At 73.9% G+C, this 15,999-nt stretch carries 16 protein-coding genes and 1 tRNA gene; 13 read left to right on the top strand and 4 right to left on the bottom strand.

The window, feature by feature from the left end; translation table 11 throughout:
• Positions 1-17: 17 nt before the first annotated feature.
• Positions 18-105, top strand: a tRNA-Leu gene (locus CG747_RS33470).
• A gap of 191 nt (positions 106-296) precedes the next feature.
• The gene (locus tag CG747_RS33465; protein WP_100605625.1) at positions 297-980 is read left to right on the top strand and encodes an HAD family hydrolase; all 684 of its coding nucleotides are present in this window, start codon (positions 297-299) and stop codon (positions 978-980) included.
• Positions 981-1,053: 73 nt separating this feature from the next.
• Here the strand turns inward: CG747_RS33465 and CG747_RS33460 are convergent, their stop codons facing one another.
• A complete protein-coding gene (locus CG747_RS33460; protein ID WP_100605624.1) occupies positions 1,054-2,679 on the bottom strand; it encodes an ABC-F family ATP-binding cassette domain-containing protein in 1,626 nt (541 codons plus the stop codon).
• Positions 2,680-2,998: 319 nt separating this feature from the next.
• Positions 2,999-4,441 (bottom strand): cytochrome P450, encoded by a 1,443-nt coding sequence (locus CG747_RS33455; protein ID WP_100605623.1) that lies wholly within the window; start codon positions 4,439-4,441, stop codon positions 2,999-3,001.
• A gap of 141 nt (positions 4,442-4,582) precedes the next feature.
• Here CG747_RS33455 and CG747_RS33450 point away from each other — a divergent pair, with 141 nt between their 5' ends.
• Both CG747_RS33450 and CG747_RS33445 read left to right on the top strand, forming a co-directional pair.
• A complete protein-coding gene (locus tag CG747_RS33450; protein WP_100605622.1) occupies positions 4,583-4,990 on the top strand; it encodes a hypothetical protein in 408 nt (135 codons plus the stop codon).
• A gap of 129 nt (positions 4,991-5,119) precedes the next feature.
• The gene (locus CG747_RS33445) at positions 5,120-5,995 is read left to right on the top strand and encodes a response regulator transcription factor (protein ID WP_100605621.1); all 876 of its coding nucleotides are present in this window, start codon (positions 5,120-5,122) and stop codon (positions 5,993-5,995) included.
• Positions 5,996-6,077: 82 nt separating this feature from the next.
• Here the strand turns inward: CG747_RS33445 and CG747_RS33440 are convergent, their stop codons facing one another.
• The gene (locus CG747_RS33440) at positions 6,078-7,406 is read right to left on the bottom strand and encodes an MFS transporter (protein ID WP_257980915.1); all 1,329 of its coding nucleotides are present in this window, start codon (positions 7,404-7,406) and stop codon (positions 6,078-6,080) included.
• On the bottom strand, positions 7,403-8,026 hold the full coding sequence (locus CG747_RS33435; protein ID WP_100605620.1) for a winged helix-turn-helix domain-containing protein: 624 nt from the start codon (positions 8,024-8,026) through the stop codon (positions 7,403-7,405). The genes CG747_RS33440 and CG747_RS33435 overlap by 4 nt, the downstream gene beginning before the upstream one ends.
• 382 nt (positions 8,027-8,408) lie before the next feature.
• Between CG747_RS33435 and CG747_RS33430 the strand changes: the two genes are divergently transcribed.
• The 9 genes from CG747_RS33430 (at position 8,409) to CG747_RS33390 (ending at position 15,870) form a co-directional block, all read left to right on the top strand.
• Positions 8,409-9,305, top strand: coding sequence for a DMT family transporter (locus CG747_RS33430; protein WP_100605619.1), 897 nt, complete (start codon positions 8,409-8,411; stop codon positions 9,303-9,305).
• A 181-nt stretch (positions 9,306-9,486) separates the two neighbouring features.
• Positions 9,487-10,140, top strand: coding sequence for a TetR/AcrR family transcriptional regulator (locus tag CG747_RS33425; protein WP_100605618.1), 654 nt, complete (start codon positions 9,487-9,489; stop codon positions 10,138-10,140).
• Entirely contained in the window at positions 10,133-10,924 is a 792-nt protein-coding gene (locus CG747_RS33420; protein ID WP_100605617.1) for a glucose 1-dehydrogenase, read from the top strand. Before CG747_RS33425 ends, CG747_RS33420 begins: the two co-directional genes overlap by 8 nt.
• Before the next feature lie 65 nt (positions 10,925-10,989).
• On the top strand, positions 10,990-11,559 hold the full coding sequence (locus tag CG747_RS33415) for an NUDIX domain-containing protein (RefSeq protein ID WP_100605616.1): 570 nt from the start codon (positions 10,990-10,992) through the stop codon (positions 11,557-11,559).
• A gap of 4 nt (positions 11,560-11,563) precedes the next feature.
• Complete coding sequence (locus CG747_RS33410; RefSeq protein WP_100605615.1) at positions 11,564-11,947, top strand: YidH family protein; 384 nt, start codon at positions 11,564-11,566, stop codon at positions 11,945-11,947.
• 14 nt (positions 11,948-11,961) lie between these two features.
• Positions 11,962-12,318, top strand: a complete 357-nt coding sequence (locus CG747_RS33405; protein WP_100605614.1) for a DUF202 domain-containing protein — start codon at positions 11,962-11,964, stop codon at positions 12,316-12,318.
• 113 nt (positions 12,319-12,431) lie between these two features.
• Complete coding sequence (locus tag CG747_RS33400) at positions 12,432-13,436, top strand: MBL fold metallo-hydrolase (protein ID WP_100605613.1); 1,005 nt, start codon at positions 12,432-12,434, stop codon at positions 13,434-13,436.
• A 162-nt stretch (positions 13,437-13,598) separates the two neighbouring features.
• The gene (locus CG747_RS33395) at positions 13,599-14,648 is read left to right on the top strand and encodes a phosphotransferase family protein (protein WP_100605612.1); all 1,050 of its coding nucleotides are present in this window, start codon (positions 13,599-13,601) and stop codon (positions 14,646-14,648) included.
• A gap of 7 nt (positions 14,649-14,655) precedes the next feature.
• Complete coding sequence (locus CG747_RS33390) at positions 14,656-15,870, top strand: acyl-CoA dehydrogenase family protein (protein ID WP_100605611.1); 1,215 nt, start codon at positions 14,656-14,658, stop codon at positions 15,868-15,870.
• Positions 15,871-15,999 lie beyond the last annotated feature (129 nt).

Below are 15,999 nucleotides of genomic sequence, written 5' to 3'. Positions count from 1 at the left end.
GAAACGACAGACACCTTGTCCGGGTGGCGGAATGGCAGACGCGCTAGCTTGAGGTGCTAGTGCCCTTTATCGGGCGTGGGGGTTCAAGTCCCCCCTCGGACACCATGAGGCAATCAAGGCCCCAGATCGGAAGATCTGGGGCCTTTTGCTGTTCCCGGGCTGTTCCCGGGCTGTTCCCAGGCCGCTCCCGTGGCGCTTCCGGGTGTGCGTCGTGGCGGGCGGGGGCGGCTCGGAATTTGCGGTGCGGGGGTGCGGTCCCCTGCGTAGGGTGCCCCCGTTCATGGTCGCGGAGAGGGGTGCGGGCGGTGTTGATCTTTGATGCGGACGACACGTTGTGGGAGAACAACGTGATCTTCGAGCGGGTGATCGACGAGTTCACGGGGTGGCTGGCGGGGCCGAGGTGGGACCGGGCGGCGGTGCGGGCCGTGCTCGACGGGATCGAGGCGGCGAACGCGGTGACGCTGGGGTACGGGAGCAAGGTGTTCCTGCGGAGCCTCGGGGAGTGTGTGGAGCGGGTGCGGGGGCGGGCGGCCACCGCGGCGGAACGGGAGCGGATCTCCGGGTGGGGGGCGGCCTTCGCGGGGGATCGGGTGGAGCTGATCCCGGGGGTGGCCGAGACGCTGGCGGAGCTGGCGGGGCGGCACGAGTTGCTGCTGCTGACCAAGGGGGACGAGGAGGAGCAGCGGCGGAAGGTGGTCGCGTCGGGGCTGACCGGGCACTTCCGCGGGGTGCACATCGTGCCGGAGAAGAACGTGGCCGCGTACGAGGAGCTGACGCGGGCCTACGGGCTTGTGCCGGAGCGGACGTGGATGGTCGGGAACTCCCCGAAGTCGGACATCCTGCCGGCCCGGTCGGCGGGGCTGAACGCGGTGTTCATCCCGCACGTCCACACGTGGGTGCTGGAGCACGAGGAGTTGGATCCGGGGGACGCGAAGGTGCTGCGGCTGGCGGCGTTCGGGGAGTTGGTGCACCACTTCTGAGGGAGGGGTGCTGGAAGCCCGCGGACGGCCCCTGGTGGGGTCGGCCGCGGGCTCGTGTCGGGGCGGTCGGGGGTCAGAGCGGGTCGGTGGGGGCGAGTTCGCCGGAGGCGAGGGTCAGCCAGCGGGTGATCGCGAGCTCGCGGAGGAAGCGGGGGTCGTGGCTGACCACGAGGAGGGCGCCCTCGTAGGAGTGGAGGGCGGTGACCAGGCTGCGGACGGAGGACATGTCGAGGTTGTTGGTCGGTTCGTCGAGGAGGAGGAGCTGGGGGGCCGGTTCGGCGAGCATCAGGGCGGCCAGGGCGGCCCGGAAGCGTTCGCCGCCGGAGAGGGTGCCGGCCTGCTGGTCGGCGCGGGCGCCCTTGAAGAGGAAGCGGGCGAGGCGGGCGCGGATGCGGTTGTTGGTGGCGTCCGGGGCGTAGCGGGCGACGTTCTCGACGACGGTGCGGTCGTTGTCCAGGACCTCGTCGAGGCGCTGCGGGAGGAAGCGGTGCGGGACGTGGAGCTCCGCGGTGCCGGTGGCCGGCGGGAGTTCGCCGGTGAGGGTGCGGAGCAGGGTGGTCTTGCCGGAGCCGTTGCGGCCGGTGAGGGCGATCCGTTCGGGGCCGCGCACCTCCAGGTCGGCGCGGGTGCCGTGGCGGGTGCGCAGGCCGCCGGCGGTGAGGACGGTGCGGCCCGGCGGGACCGCGGTGTACGGGAGGTCGATGCGGATCTCGTCGTCGTCGCGGACGGCTTCGGCGGCCTCGTCGAGGCGGTCCTTGGCCTCTTGGAGGCGTTCGGTGTGCAGGGCGCGGTGTTTGCCCGCGGAGACCTGGGCCTCCTGCTTGCGGGTGTTCATGACGATCTTGGGTTCGCGCTTCTGGGCGTACATCTTGTTGCCGTAGCGGACCCGGCGGGCGAGTTTGACCCGGGCGTCGGACAGTTCGCGCTTCTGGCGGGCGACGTCGGACTCGGCGGCCCGGACCATCCGCTCGGCCGCGTCCTGCTCGACGGCCAGGGCCTGTTCGTAGGCGGTGAAGTTGCCGCCGTACCAGTGCACCTCGCCGCCGCGGAGGTCGGCGATCCGGTCGACGCGGTCGAGGAGTTCGCGGTCGTGGCTGACCACGAGGAGCACCCCGGACCAGGCGGTGACCGCGTCGTAGAGGCGGCTGCGGGCGGCCAGGTCGAGGTTGTTGGTGGGCTCGTCGAGCAGGAGCACGTCCGGGCGGCGGAGCAGGAGGGCGGCCAGGCGGAGCAGGACGGACTCGCCGCCGGAGACCTCGCCGATGGTGCGGTCGAGGTCGAGGTCGGGCAGGCCGAGTTGGTCGAGGGTGGCGCGGGCGCGCTCCTCCACGTCCCAGTCGTCGCCGATGGCGGTGAAGTGCTCCTCGCTCGCGTCGCCGTCCTCGATGGCGTGCAGGGCGGCGCGGGCGGCGGCGATGCCGAGCGCCTCGTCGACCCGGAGGTGGGTGTCGAGGGAGGCGTACTGCGGGAGGTAGCCGACCTCGCCGACGGCCTTGACGCTGCCGTCGGTGGGGGTCAGTTCACCGGCGATCAGCTTCAGCAGGGTGGACTTCCCCGACCCGTTGAGGCCGATCAGGCCGGTGCGGCCGGGGCCGACGGAGAACTGGAAGCCGTCGAGGACGGGGGTGCCGTCGGGCCAGCTGAAGGAGGTGTGGGCGCAGACGACGGCCGCGGAGGGGGCGGCGGGGGGCTTTGACATACGGGTCTCCGGAGAGGTGTGCGCGGGGTGGGGAACGAGCTGCGCAGGGAGACACCGCGGCAGTGCCGGGGTTCGGGTACGCCGTGCGTACGCCGAGGTCGCGGACGGGCCACGCGGGGCGGGGATCGCGGAGCGGATCGCCGATCGCGGGCGCGGTGTCTTCCGGACCTCAGACGAGCAACGGCCTTCTCCTGTCGGGAGGGAAACCCGCCGGGACGGCGCCCGGGCGGGTTGGACGTCTACGACCGTAGAGGGTGCGGGACGGGAATGCAAACGCTATTTCTGTTGCGTTTGCGTTCCCGTCCGTGGCCGACGGGGCCTAGAGGGCGCGCAGGCGCACCCGGGCCGGGCCGGTCGCCTGGAGGGTGATGCCGGCCGCTACCGGCACGTCCTGGTCGATGGCCTCCAGCTCGTGGGAGCGCAGCAGGATCGCCAGGGCCAGGACGGATTCCAGCATCGAGAAGTGCTGGCCGATGCAGGCGCGCGGGCCGCCACCGAACGGGAACCAGGCGTAGCGGTGCCGATCCGCCTCGCGTTCGGGGGCGAAGCGGTCCGGGTCGAACCGCTCGGGGTCCTCCCAGAGGTCCGGGTGGCGGTGGGTGACCCAGGGGGCGACGACCACGTCGGCACCGGCCGGGAGGCGGAAGCCGGCGATCTCGGTGGCCTCCACGGCCCGGCGGCTGACGACCGGGGCCGCCGGGTAGAGCCGCATGGACTCCTTGAACGCCCGGGTGAGCCGGGGCAGCCGGTCCAGGTCGGCGGCGGTGGGGGTGCGGTCGCCGAGGACGCGGGTGAGTTCGGCGCGGATCCGGGCCTGCTCGCCGGGGTGCCGGGCGAGCAGGTGGAGGGTGAAGGCCATGGAGGTGGCGGTGGTCTCGTGGCCGGCCAGCAGGAAGATCAGGACCTGTTCGCGGACCTCGGTGGCATCGAGGGTGCCGTCCTCCTCGTTGCCGGCCGCGGCGAGCAGCGAGAGCAGGTCGTTGTGGTCCGGGGCCCCGGTGGCGCCGTCGCCGGTGGCGCCGCGGCGTTCGGCGATGATCCGGTCGCACAGCGCGTTGAGTTCGGCGGTGACCCGGCGGGTGCGGAGGTTCCTGGGGGTGGGCCAGTCGCGGGGCACCTTCAGGGGCGCGTAGGCGCGGCGGACGACGTAGTCGTTGATGACGGGGGCGCAGCGGTGGATGGCGGCCACCGCGGCCTCCACGTCGAGGCCGAAGAGGATCCGGGCGACGGTGCGCAGGGCGAGCCGGTTCATCTCGGGGACGAGGTCGACCACGCCGTCGGCGGCGGACCGCCAGCGGGCGGTGACCGCGTCGGCCTCGGTGGTCACGGCCGCGGCGTAGCCGTCGACCCGGCGCTTGGTGAACAGCGGTTGCACCAGCCGGCGTTGGCGGAGGTAGTCGTCGTCCTGGCTGGTGAGCAGGCCGTTGCCGAACGCCTGGCGGACCTCCTCGTAGAGCGGGTGGTCCTTGCGGAAGTTGGCGGCCTGGGTGCCGAGGATCTGCTGGACGCCCTCGGGCGCGAAGACGGCGTAGAAGACGCTGCGGAGTCCGGGTGGGCCGGCCTCCAGCCGGACCACGTCGCCGTGTTCGCGCTGGGCTCTCAAGAAGGCACCGAGGGAGTCGCGGCGGAGGTCGAGCAGCGAGCCGATCACGGGGAGGCCGGCGGGACCGGGAATCGCGGTCGGGGCGCCGCCGCCGGCGGTGGGCCGGGGCGCCTGCCCGGCGCCGGCGCCGGAACGGGGCGAGGGGTTGGTCAGGGACATGCTCCGATTCCTATCCACGAACAGGCCGGGGAATGTCGCGGCGCGGCACGGTGTGGTGTGGTGTGGGCAACGGACCGGGCGGCGTCCGGCGGGTGGCCGGGGACGGCCGGTCGGCGCGGCGGGGCCACGTAGCATGTCCGGATGATCGGAAAGCAGGCCGGACGGGCGGGGCGCGCCACCGCACAGCAGTGCCGGGTCACCGTCTGCCGCGGCTGCTGCTGCGGGAACGCGGCGAAGATCCCGGGGGTCGACCACGCCGGGCAGATACCCCGGCTGCGGGCGGCGCTGGACGGGGCGGCACCGGTCCGGGCCTCGGACTGCCTGGACGTCTGCGACCAGGCGAACGTGGTCGTGGTGCAGCCGTCGCCGGCCGGGCGGGCCGCGGGGGGCCGCCCGGTGTGGCTGGGGCTGGTCAACGACGATGACGCGCTGGCCGACATCGCCGCCTGGATACGGGCCGGCGGGCCGGGCCTCGCGGAGCCGCCCGGCGTCCTGGACCTGTACGCGCTGACGGTGTCCCGGCGGGTGCGGGAACAGCTGGAAACGTAGCGGGCGGCGCGGGGCAGGGGGTCCCGGCCTCGGCGCGCGAAGGCGCCGGGGCGGGTGTTGGCTGGAGGTATGACCTCCGGACCGAGGGCGCGCCCGCGAAGGCGCCTCCCGACTGCGGCGGGCTGAGCCGTGCGCCGCACCGCGCCGCCCGCTCCCCCGCCCGGCTCCCCGGGGCCCGCGGCGGGACCGCCGCACCGCGTCCTGGTCGTCGCGGTCGACCCGGCCGTCGCCACGGCCGTCACCGCCGGGCTCGCCCGCGCCGGCCACACCACCGCGTACGCCACCGACGGCTTCACCGCCCTCGAACTGGCCGCGGACTTCCAGCCGCACGCCGTGGTGCTCGATCCGGCGCTGCCGGGCATCGACGGTCTGGCGCTGCGCCGCCGGTTGCGGCGGAGCGGCGGCCGGGCGGCGGTCCCCGTGGTGTCGTTGACCGGGCGCGGCGGGACGGCGGGAGCGGCGGAGCGTACGGGGGCGGAGCCCGGGGGGACGCGGGAGCTGGTGGCGCGGGTGACCGCGGCGCTGCGACGGGCCGCGGGTGCGGACCGCGCCGCCGGGTCCGCGCCGGTCCTGCGGGGCGGGGACCTGACCGCCGATCCCGGGACCGGACGGGCGCTCCGTGCCGGCCGGGAACTCGACCTCGCCGAGGACGAGTTCGCGCTGCTGGTGTTCCTGATGCGGCATCCCGGGCGGGTCTTCTCGCGGGAGCAGCTGCTCAGACGGGTCTGGGGGCGGGACTTCGGCGATCTGTCGGCGGTGGCGGCGCGGTTGGCCCGGCTGCGGGCGGAGGTGGAACGGGATCCGGCCGCACCGCGGCTGCTGACGGAGGTGTGGGGCGCCGGCTACCGCTTCGACCCCGGGGGCGGCGCGGTGGTGGGGGCTGTAGCGCCGGCCGAGGAGATGGTCCCGGTGGGCGGGGTGGCCCCGATGGGCGGGGCGGTCCCGGCAGGCGGGGCGGTCGGCTCGCCGTCGGAGGTGCCGCGGGGGCGGCCGCAGGACGCGTGACGGCGCTCCGACCAGGCTGTGGGCGATGGACATGGGGCCTGGGGAGGGTGTGGTGGGGCAGCGCGGTTCAGGGGCGTGCGGTTCAGGGGCGTGCGAGCAGGTCGCCGTCGGAGTCGTCGGTGTGCGGATCGCCGGCGTGCGGATCGTCGGTGTGCGGATCGGCTTCGGTCGCCGTGCGGCGGGTCGGTAGGTCGCGGGTGGTGCGGACCGGGGAGGCGAGGAGGATCAGGGCGGCGAGCGGGACGCCGGCGGTGGCGATCCACATGGCCGTGCGGACGCCCAGTGCGGCGCCGAGCGCACCGCCGAGCAGGGCACCCAGCGGCAGCGTGCCGTAGTTGAGGAAGGCGGCGCTGGCGGTGACCCGGCCGAGCAGCGCGGGCGGGCAGTACGCCTGCTGGAAGCCCGACTTGAGGACGTTGCCGCCGACCACTCCCGCGCAGACCCCGAAGCTGCCGACGACGAACAGGGCGGCGCCGGGCCCGGCGGTGGTGAGCGGGATGAGCAACGCCAGGGTGGGCAGGCCGAGTTCGAAGAGCAGGGTGGCGCGGGCGGTGCCGATCCGGGCGGCGACCCGGCGGACCGCGAAGGCGCCCGCGATGCCGCCGGTGCCGGCCGCCGCCAGCAGGGTGCCGACCGCGCCCGGCGGCAGCCCGGCCTCGCGGACCAGGAAGACCGGCAGGATCGACTGGTACCCCATCAGCGCCAGGTTGGAGGCGGCGCCGAACAGCGTCAGCGTGCGCAGCCAGACGTCGCCGGACACCAGCCGCAGCCCCTCGGCGACCTCGGCGCGCAGGGACCGCGGGGCGCGCTCGCCGGCGCCGGCCGGGCGCGGTTCGCGGTGGCGGATACCGAGCAGGCAGAGCAGGGAGACCAGGAAGGTGGCCGCGTTGGCCAGCAACCCGTTGACGGCGCCGGCGAGTTGGACCAGGAAGCCGCCCGCACCCTGCCCGGCGAGCTGCGCCGCCGAGGCGCTGCCGTGCAGCTTGGCGTTGCCCTCGGGCTGGTCGGCGGGGGCGAGGAGGCCGGGGAGGTAGGCGCTGTACGCGGTCTGGAAGACGACCGCGGCGGCGCCGCTCAGCAGGGCCGCGCCGGTCAGCAGGCCGAGGCTCAGCCCGCCGTACCAGGCGATCACGGGGACCGCCGTGAACACCGCCATCGAGAGCGCGGCGGCGCCCAGCATCAGGGGCCGGCGGCGCGTCCGGTCCACCCAGACGCCGACCGGCAGCCCGATCAGCAGCCAGGGCAGCCAGGCGCAGGCGCTCAGCACGCCGACCGCGAAGGTGTCGGCGTGCAGGGTGGCGACGGCGGTCAGCGGCATCGCCACCCCGGTGACCGCGGCGCCGAACTTTCCCGTGGTCTCCCCGCACCAGAGCAGCCGGAAGTCGCGGTGGCGACGGAGCAGACCGCTCACGACCCGGTCCGCTCGGCGGTGGCGTCCGAGGGCGCGGCGCGGTCCGGTCGGGGCTTGCGGGGGAAGGACTGGAGCTGGACGATGACGGGCCGCGCGGCGGCCGCATCGGGGGCCGCGGGCGCCCCGGCGGCCGGACCGGACTGCCCGGCGGCGGTTCGGTGCCGGTTGACCACCTGTTCCAACTCCCAGTTCATCGCCGCCAGTTGATCGGGCGTCATGGTCAGGTCGTGCCACTGCGCGATCGTGCCGGCGTCCCGCCACTGCGGCCCCCAGTCCTCGGCGAGGTAGCCGGCGACCTGGTGGAAGTGCTGCTGGACGAGCTCGTGGACGTAGACCGAGAGCGGGCCGCGGGCGTCCGGATCGTCGCGGAAGTCGGTGGTGTTGAGCCGGCGGGAGGCCGCCACCGCCCGCCACCAGCGTTCGCGCTTGGTGCCGCGGCCGATCTCCTCCTCGATGAACGCGTGGTCGGCGAGCTGACGCAGATGCCAGCTGACCGTGCCGGTGTTCTCGCCGAGCCGGTGGGCGAGGCCGGTGGCGGTGTCCGGACCGTCGAGGGTCAGCAGCTCCAGGATGCGCATCCGCAGCGGATGGGCGAGGCCGCGCAGGCTGCGGGCGTCCATCCGGCGGATAGGGCGCGGCGCGGGGAACGCGGCGGCGTCGGCAGCGTCGCCTTGAGGCGCGCCGCGGTCAGGCGCATCTCCGGGGGGCGCATCGTCGTGGGGCGCATCGCCTTGAGGTCCATCGTCATGAGGAGCGTCGTCGTGGGTCATGAGGAGCACTCTAGGGATGCAGAGAGTTCTCTGCATAGGTTTCTCTGCACAGGTTTCTCTGCAAAGAAGTCTCTGCATCTTTCCGGAGGTTGGGCGGTGCCCGTAACGGCCGGGCGGCCGGTAGTGCAGACGGGTACGCGCGAGAATGGCGGAGTCGAGGGCCACGTTTCGGCCACCGTGGCTGACTATCCTCGGGCGCATCCCCCGCCCCGCGCGATACGAGGTGTGCGACGTGACGGTGATCCTGCTCGCCCTTGCCGCGGCATGCTGTCTGGGCACCGGGTTCGTCCTCCAGCAGATCGCGGCGCAGCACGCTCCGCCGCAGGACTTCCTCTCCTTCCGGCTGCTGCTCGACCTGGTCCGGATGCCCCGATGGGTGGCCGGGATCGCGCTGATGGTGACGGGGATGGCGCTGGGCGCGGTGGCGCTGGGGATGGGGGACATCACCCTCGTCGAACCGCTGATGGCGACGAACCTGCTGTTCGCGATGGCGCTGGCGCGGCGGATCTCCCGGCAGCGACTGGGCCGCAGCGGCTGGGCCGGCCTGTGGCTGCTGGCGGGCGGAGTGACCGCGTTCATCGTGGCCGGGCAGCCGCACGGCGGGCGCAACAGCGAGGTGGGGCAGCTCGCGCAGTGGCTGATCATGGGCGGGGTGCTGTCCACCGCCCTGGTGCTGGCGGCGGTCGCCAAACGGGAGCGGGTGCACGTCAGCCTGGAGGCCGCGCTGCTGGGCGTGGCGGCCGGGCTGCTCTACGGCCTCCAGGACGCGCTGACCCGGATCAGCGGCCTGCGGTTCTCGGCGGGCGGCTGGCACGAACTGCTGACGAGCTGGCAGCCGTACGCGATCGTGGTGCTGGGGGTGCTGGCGCTGGTGATGGTGCAGAGCGCCTTCGAGTCGGCGCCGCTGCGGATGTCGCTGCCCGCACTGACCGCCGCGCAGCCGCTGGCCGGGATCCTCTGCGGGGTGGGCTTCCTGGGCGACCAGCTCCGGGTGACGAGCGGGGCGCTGGCCTTCCAGGCGGCCGGGATCGTCGCGGTGGTGGCGGGGATCGTGCTGATCGGCAGCCATCCGGCGATGCCGCCGGGGGCCGGGGCGGCCGACGACGCGCGGGAGCTCCAGCCGCGCTGATCCACCGGAGACCTGGGGATCCGAGGGCCGGGGATCCGGGGATCCGGGGATCCGGGCAGGTCCCGGGAGATCCAAGGGCCTGAGCCGAGGAGGCCCACGGCAAGGCCCGTGCGAAGACCCGCGAAAAGACCCGCCGCCGCCCCCTTACCCGTTTATTAATGTCCGGCATTAGAATCGGGGCATGCCCAGGACATCAGGCCCCGAGACCCGGGAAAAGCTGATCCGCGCCGCCGAGGAAGTCTTCGCGGCGCAAGGCGTGGACGGTGCCCAGATACGCGACATCGTCGCGCTGGCCGGCCAGAGCAACCCGTCGGCGGTGCAGTACCACTTCGGCTCCCGGGCCGGGCTGCTGGACGCCGTGATGGCCGGCCGGCTGGCCCGTACGGAGGCGGCCCTGGCACCGCTGCTGGCCGCGGCGGAGGCCGGCGAACCGGCGCCCCGGGAGCTGATCCGGCTGCTGCTCGCGGCGGAGGCCACCGAGTTGCGGACCGACCGGGGGCGGCGCTGCCTGCGGATCTCCGCCCAGCTCAGCCACGAGAGCGGGGTCCGCACCCGGGTCCCGCACCCGACCCTCGCCGGGACCGCGTACTGGCGGCTGATCTGCCGGGTCGAGGAGGCACTGGCCGCGGCCGGACTGCCCGAGGCGGTGCGGCTGGAGCGGCTGGACCTCGCGCTGACGCTGATCGGTGCGGCGCTGGCCGACCGGGCACGGCACTACCTGGACGGTGCCGCACCCCTGACGGGCGAGGAGCTGTTCCTCGCCGATCTCACCGGGACGACGACCGCGTTCCTGCTCGCCGCCGCCCCTCGTACCGAAGGAGTTCCCCATGAGTGAGCCCATCCAGGCGGCCTCCGCCGCGGACCTGAGCGGCAAGACCGTCGTCCTCACCGGCGCGGCCCGCGGGCTGGGTGCCGCGGCCGCCGAGCAGGCCGTCGCGGCCGGCGCCGACGTCGTCCTCACCGACGTCCTCCAGGAGGAGGGCGCGGCGACCGCGGCCCGGCTCGGCGAGCGAGCCCGGTTCCTGGCCCACGACGTGACCTCCGAGGAGGACTGGCAGCGGGTCGTGGACTTCGCGGTGGCGGAGTTCGGCGGGGTCGACGGACTGGTGAACAACGCCGGGATATCGACCGGCGCGCCCCTGGAGACGGTCTCCGCCGACTTCTTCCGCAAGGTCCTCGACGTCAACCTCACCGGCGTCTTCATCGGCATGAAGACCGTGCTGCCGGCCATGAAGGAGCGCGGTGCGGGGTCGATCGTGAACATCTCCTCGGCGGCCGGGCTGATGGGCCTGGCCATGACCGGCGGCTACGGCGCGTCCAAGTGGGGCGTCCGCGGCCTGACCAAGATCGGCGCGGTGGAGTGGGGCACCTCCCGGGTCCGGGTGAACTCCGTACACCCCGGGATGACCTACACCCCGATGACCGCGCAGGTCGGCATCGAGGTCGGCGAGGGCAAGTACCCCAACACCCCGATGGGCCGGGTCGGCGAGGCGCACGAGATCGCCGGGGCCGTGGTCTTCCTGCTCTCCGACGCCGCCTCGTACATCACCGGCGCCGAGCTGGCGGTGGACGGCGGCTGGACCACCGGCCCGACCGTGAAGTACGTCATGGGGCAGTGAGCCGGAGACCCGTGGCGGCGTGCCCCGACAGGTGCGCACGCCGCCACGGGTGGTTCGATGGCCCCATGACCGATGATCGACTGCTCAACTCGCAGGAGCCGCTCGACGCGGAGGGGCCGCTCAACGCGGACGAAGTCCTCGATGTCGTCGACGAGCAGGACCGGGTCGTGGGGCAGGCCCCGCGGGCGGTGGCGTACGCCCGCCGGCTGCGCACGCGGTGCGCGTTCGTCCTGGTCCGGGACGCCGAGGACCGGGTTTTCGTGCACCGGCGGACCCCCCGGAAGCTGGTCTTCCCCTCGCATTACGACATGTTCGTGGGCGGTGTGGTGGGCACCGGCGAGACATACGACGAGGCGGCGCTGCGGGAGGCCGAGGAGGAGCTGGGGGTGTCCGGGCTGAGCCGTCCGGAGCCGCTGTTCCGCTTCCTGTACGAGACGCCCGAGCACGCCTGGTGGTCGGCGGTCTACCAGGTGCGCTGCACCCTTCCGGTGGCGCCCCAGGAGGCGGAGATCGACTGGCACGCCTTCCTGCCGGAGGAGGAGCTGGCCCGGCGGCTGGAGACGTGGCAGTGGACCCCGGACGGGCTGGCCGCGTACCGGGAACTGCTGGCCCGGCGGGCGGCCGGGGAGGTCTGATCCGATGGGTCCGGGGATCCGGCTGTGGTTCTCCCCGGGGCGGGTGCGCGAAGAAGGCACCACCCCCGACTACCGTTTCTCGCTCGCCAACGAGCGGACCTTCCTCGCCTGGCTGCGCACCGGGCTGGCGCTGATCGGCGGGGGCTTCGCGGTGGACCAGTTCCTGCCGCGGCTGCACGGCAACCTGCGGTTCGCCTTCACCGTCGTCCTGCTGGTCGGCGGGGCGCTGTGCGCACTGCGGGCGGTCAACCACTGGGTGCGCTGCGAGCGCGCGATGCGGCGCGGTGAGGACCTGCCGATCTCCCGTTTCCCGGCGGTGCTGGCGCTCTGCGTCGGGCTGCTGGCGGTGGCGGTGGTCGTGCTGGTGCTGATCGGCTGGACCAACTAGCGGGGGCCGGACAGATGGGCGCACCCAAGGAGGCCGGCGGGGCACCGCGGCCGGCCGCGGACCGGGACCCCGGGCTGCAACCGGAGCGGACCCGGCTGGCCTGGCGGCGGACCGTGCTGTCGGCGGTGGCGGTGGCGGCGCTGGCCGGACGGCAGGTGCTGCACGGCGGGGCCCCGGGCCAGGTCGAGGCGGCACTGATGGTGCTGGTGGTGCTGGCGTGGGTGGTGTTCGCGGTCGCCGCGGACCGCCGGATGCGCGCGCTGACGGGCGGACGGCCTGCCGCGATGCCCGGGTGGCTGGCGCTGCTGGTGGCCGGCTGCACGATCGGACTGGCGGTGTGCGGTGCGGCGCTGCTGCTGCCGGGGCGGTGAGGCGAACCCGGCGGTACGGTTACGGGTACCGCGCGGCACCGGGCCGGCGCCGGTCCGGCCGGCGGCCACGGCGTCCGCGCGGGACCGAGCGACCCCCCACCCGAAAGCGGAGCATGACGGATCATCAGCACGTTCCGGAGGCCGGTGCCGACACCGCCACCACCCCCGGCGCCGACACCAGCACCAGCACCAGCACCAGCACCGACAACGCCGTCCCCGAGCCCTACCTCACCGAACTCGCCCCCGGTGTCCGGGCGTTCATCCAGCCGGACGGCGGCTGGTGCCTGAACAACGCGGGCTTCGTCACCGACGGCACCGCCACCCTGGTCGTGGACACCGCCGCCACCGAGCGCCGGGCACGGCTGCTGCGCCGCCGGATCGCGGAGAGCGGCGCCCCCACGCCCCGCACCCTCGTCAACACCCACCACCACGGCGACCACACCTACGGCAACGGCGTGTTCGCCCCCGAGGCGACGATCATCGGACACGCCGCCTGCCGCCGGGAGTTGCTGGCCGCCGGCCACCAACTGCACGCGGTGTGGCCCGAGGTGCCGTACGGCGACATCGTCCTCACCCCGCCGGAGATCACCTTCGAGGACCGCCTGACGGTGTACGCCGGGGAGATCGAGGTGCAGCTGATCCACCCGGGGGTGGCGCACACGCCCGGCGACACCATCGTCTGGCTGCCGCGGCAGCGGGTGGTCTTCACCGGGGACCTGATCTTCAACGGGGGCACCCCGTTCCTCCTCATGGGCTCGCTGGCCGGGTCGCTGCGGGCGATCGAGGTACTGCGGTCGCTGGACGCGGAGACGGTCGTGCCCGGGCACGGCCCGGTGGCCGGGCCGGAGGTCTACGACCAGGTCGAGCGGTATCTGCGGTTCGTCGGGGAGCTGGCCCGCGAGGGGCGGGCGGCCGGGCGGACGCCGCTGGAGGTGGCCCGGGAGGCGGAGCTGGGCGCCTTCGCGGAGCTGAAGGAGCGCGAGCGGCTGGTGGCCAACCTGCTGCGCGCCTACGCCGAGTTGGACGGCGCGGCGCCGGGTGCGCCGCTGGACGCGGTGGCCGGTTTCGGGGCGATGGCGGAGCTGAACGGCGGGGTGCCGCCGGCCTGCCACGCCTGAGCGGGCGCCCCGGCCGGGTGGGCGGGGTGGCGGAAACGCATCGGGTGACCGACGCCCCACGGGCGGACACTGGACTCCATACCGACTAGTCGGCATGATCAGGCGGGACGGGCCCGCCGGCCCTGGACCGTCCAACCGTCCACTCCGTACGGAGGAAGCACGATGAGCAACGGCACCCCGCCCCCGCCGGCCGCCGGGGAGGCACCGCCCGGCCTCGATCCGGAGCGCCTGCGGGAGCATCTGGACCGGGAGCGGCCGGGCCTGGTCTCCGGGCCGCTGCGCGCACAGCTGATCGAGGGCGGGCGGTCCAACCTCACCTACCGGGTCACCGACGGCACCGCCTCCTGGGTCGTCCGCCGCCCGCCGCTCGGCCACGTACTGGCCACCGCGCACGACATGCGGCGCGAGCACCGGGTGATCAGCGCACTGCACGACACCGCGGTGCCGGTGCCGGAGGCACTGCTGCTGTGCGCGGACGAGTCCGTCATCGGCGCGCCGTTCTACGTGATGGAGCTGGTGGCGGGCACCCCGTACCGGACCGTGGAGCAGCTGGCCCCGCTGGGCCCGGAGCGGACCCGGGCGGTGGTGCTGTCCCTGGTCGACACGCTGGTGGAGTTGCATGCGGTGGATCCGGAGGCGGCCGGGCTGGGTGACTTCGGGCACCCGGACGGCTTTCTGGAGCGTCAACTGCGGCGCTGGGTCAAGCAGTTGGCAGGCTCCAAGAACCGCGAACTGCCCGGCATCGACGCACTCCACGAGGCACTGGGCCGGGCACTGCCCGCCTCCCCCGCGCCGACCGTGGTGCACGGCGACTACCGGCTGGACAACGTCCTGGTCGGCGCCGGCGACACCATCACCGCCGTGCTGGACTGGGAGATGTCCACGCTCGGCGATCCGCTGACCGACCTCGGGCTGCTGGCGATGTACTGCACCGACCTGGGCCTGCCCGGGTCGCCGGTCAGCACCACCAGCGGCGCTCCGGGCCACCCCGACCCGGCCGAGCTGATCGCCCGCTACGCCGAGCGCTCCGGGCGGGACACCTCGCAGATCGCCTGGTACACCGCGTTCGCGTGGTTCAAGCTCGCGGTGATCCTCGAAGGCATCCACTACCGCTACACGCTCGGCCAGACGGTCGGGGCGGGCTTCGACCGGATCGGCGAGCTGGTGCCCGTCTTCATCGACCGCGGACTGACCACCCTGAAGGAAGGCTGAGGCACCGATGGACTTCGCATTCGACGGCCGTACCGAGGAACTGCGGGCCCGGCTCGACGCGTTCATGACCGAGCGGGTGTACCCGGCCGAGCGGGTCGCGGACGAGCAGCGGGCCGCGCTGGCCTCGCCGTGGGACACCCCGCCGGTGGTGGAGGAGCTCAAGGCCGAGGCGCGCCGGCAGGGCCTGTGGAACCTCTTCCTCCCCGACGCGGAGCACGGCGCGGGGCTGACCAACCTCCAGTACGCGCCGCTGGCCGAGATCACCGGCCGCAGCCCGCAGCTGGCGCCCACCGCCCTGAACTGCGCGGCACCGGACACCGGCAACATGGAGGTGCTGGCGCAGTTCGGCGACGACGAGCAGAAGAAGCGCTGGCTGGAACCGCTGCTGGCGGGTGAGATCCGCTCGGCGTTCGCGATGACCGAGCCGGACGTGGCCTCGTCGGACGCCACCAACATCGAGACCCGGATCGAGCGGGACGGCGACACGTACGTCATCAACGGCCGCAAGTGGTACATCTCCGGGGCGATGAACCCGCTGTGCCAGATCTTCATCGTGATGGGCAAGACCGATCCGGACGGCGCCGACATCCGCCGCCAGCAGTCGATGATCCTGGTGCCGCGGGACACCCCGGGCCTGACCGTCAGGCGCGCCATGCAGGTCTACGGCTACGAGGACCACTACCACGGCGGGCACGCGGAGGTCGTCTTCGAGGACGTCCGGGTGCCGGTGGGCAACCTCATCGGCGAGGAGGGCGGCGGCTTCGGCATCGCGCAGGCGCGGCTCGGGCCCGGCCGGATCCACCACTGCATGCGGCTGATCGGGATGGCCGAGCGGGCGATCGAGCTGATGTGCCGACGCGCGGTCTCCCGTACCGCGTTCGGCAAGCCGCTGGCCCAGCAGGGCGTGGTCCAGGAGTGGATCGCCGACGCCCGGGTGGCGGTGGAGCAGCTGCGGCTGCTGGTGCTGAAGACCGCGTGGCTGATGGACACCGTCGGCAACAAGGGTGCGCACACCGAGATCCAGGCCATCAAGATCGCCACCCCGCGCACGGTCGTGGGCATCCTCGACAAGGCGGTGCAGCTGCACGGCGCGGGCGGGGTCAGCCAGGACTTCCCGCTGGCCGAGCTGTGGGCCGGGGCCCGCACGCTGCAGCTGGCGGACGGGCCCGACGAGGTGCACCAGCGGTCGCTGGCACGACGGGAGCTCAAGCGGTACCTGTAGGGCGCGCGGGGTACCCGTGGTCTGCGGGGCGCGGGTACCCGGGGGGCGGTGGCCGTGGGGCGGTGGTTGCGGTCCCTGTGGGGCGGTGGCTGCGGTACCCGTGGGGTGGTTGGTTGCGGTACCCGTAGG

It is taken from the genome of Streptomyces sp. CB02959 (genome assembly GCF_002803155.1).
GTDB lineage: Bacteria > Actinomycetota > Actinomycetes > Streptomycetales > Streptomycetaceae > Streptomyces.
This window is presented reverse-complemented; position numbering and strand designations above follow the sequence as displayed.

What these genes read in the sequence shown, in the direction of transcription:
- CG747_RS33460 (WP_100605624.1), bottom strand. Translation starts at nt 2,679, where the DNA reads ATGTCAAAGCCCCCCGCCGCCCCCTCCGCGGCCGTCGTCTGCGCCCAC.
- CG747_RS33455 (WP_100605623.1), bottom strand. Translation starts at nt 4,441, where the DNA reads ATGTCCCTGACCAACCCCTCGCCCCGTTCCGGCGCCGGCGCCGGGCAG.
- CG747_RS33450 (WP_100605622.1), top strand. Translation starts at nt 4,583, where the DNA reads ATGATCGGAAAGCAGGCCGGACGGGCGGGGCGCGCCACCGCACAGCAG.
- CG747_RS33435 (WP_100605620.1), bottom strand. Translation starts at nt 8,026, where the DNA reads ATGGACGCCCGCAGCCTGCGCGGCCTCGCCCATCCGCTGCGGATGCGC.
- CG747_RS33425 (WP_100605618.1), top strand. Translation starts at nt 9,487, where the DNA reads ATGCCCAGGACATCAGGCCCCGAGACCCGGGAAAAGCTGATCCGCGCC.
- CG747_RS33420 (WP_100605617.1), top strand. Translation starts at nt 10,133, where the DNA reads ATGAGTGAGCCCATCCAGGCGGCCTCCGCCGCGGACCTGAGCGGCAAG.
- CG747_RS33415 (WP_100605616.1), top strand. Translation starts at nt 10,990, where the DNA reads ATGACCGATGATCGACTGCTCAACTCGCAGGAGCCGCTCGACGCGGAG.
- CG747_RS33410 (WP_100605615.1), top strand. Translation starts at nt 11,564, where the DNA reads ATGGGTCCGGGGATCCGGCTGTGGTTCTCCCCGGGGCGGGTGCGCGAA.
- CG747_RS33405 (WP_100605614.1), top strand. Translation starts at nt 11,962, where the DNA reads ATGGGCGCACCCAAGGAGGCCGGCGGGGCACCGCGGCCGGCCGCGGAC.
- CG747_RS33400 (WP_100605613.1), top strand. Translation starts at nt 12,432, where the DNA reads ATGACGGATCATCAGCACGTTCCGGAGGCCGGTGCCGACACCGCCACC.
- CG747_RS33395 (WP_100605612.1), top strand. Translation starts at nt 13,599, where the DNA reads ATGAGCAACGGCACCCCGCCCCCGCCGGCCGCCGGGGAGGCACCGCCC.
- CG747_RS33390 (WP_100605611.1), top strand. Translation starts at nt 14,656, where the DNA reads ATGGACTTCGCATTCGACGGCCGTACCGAGGAACTGCGGGCCCGGCTC.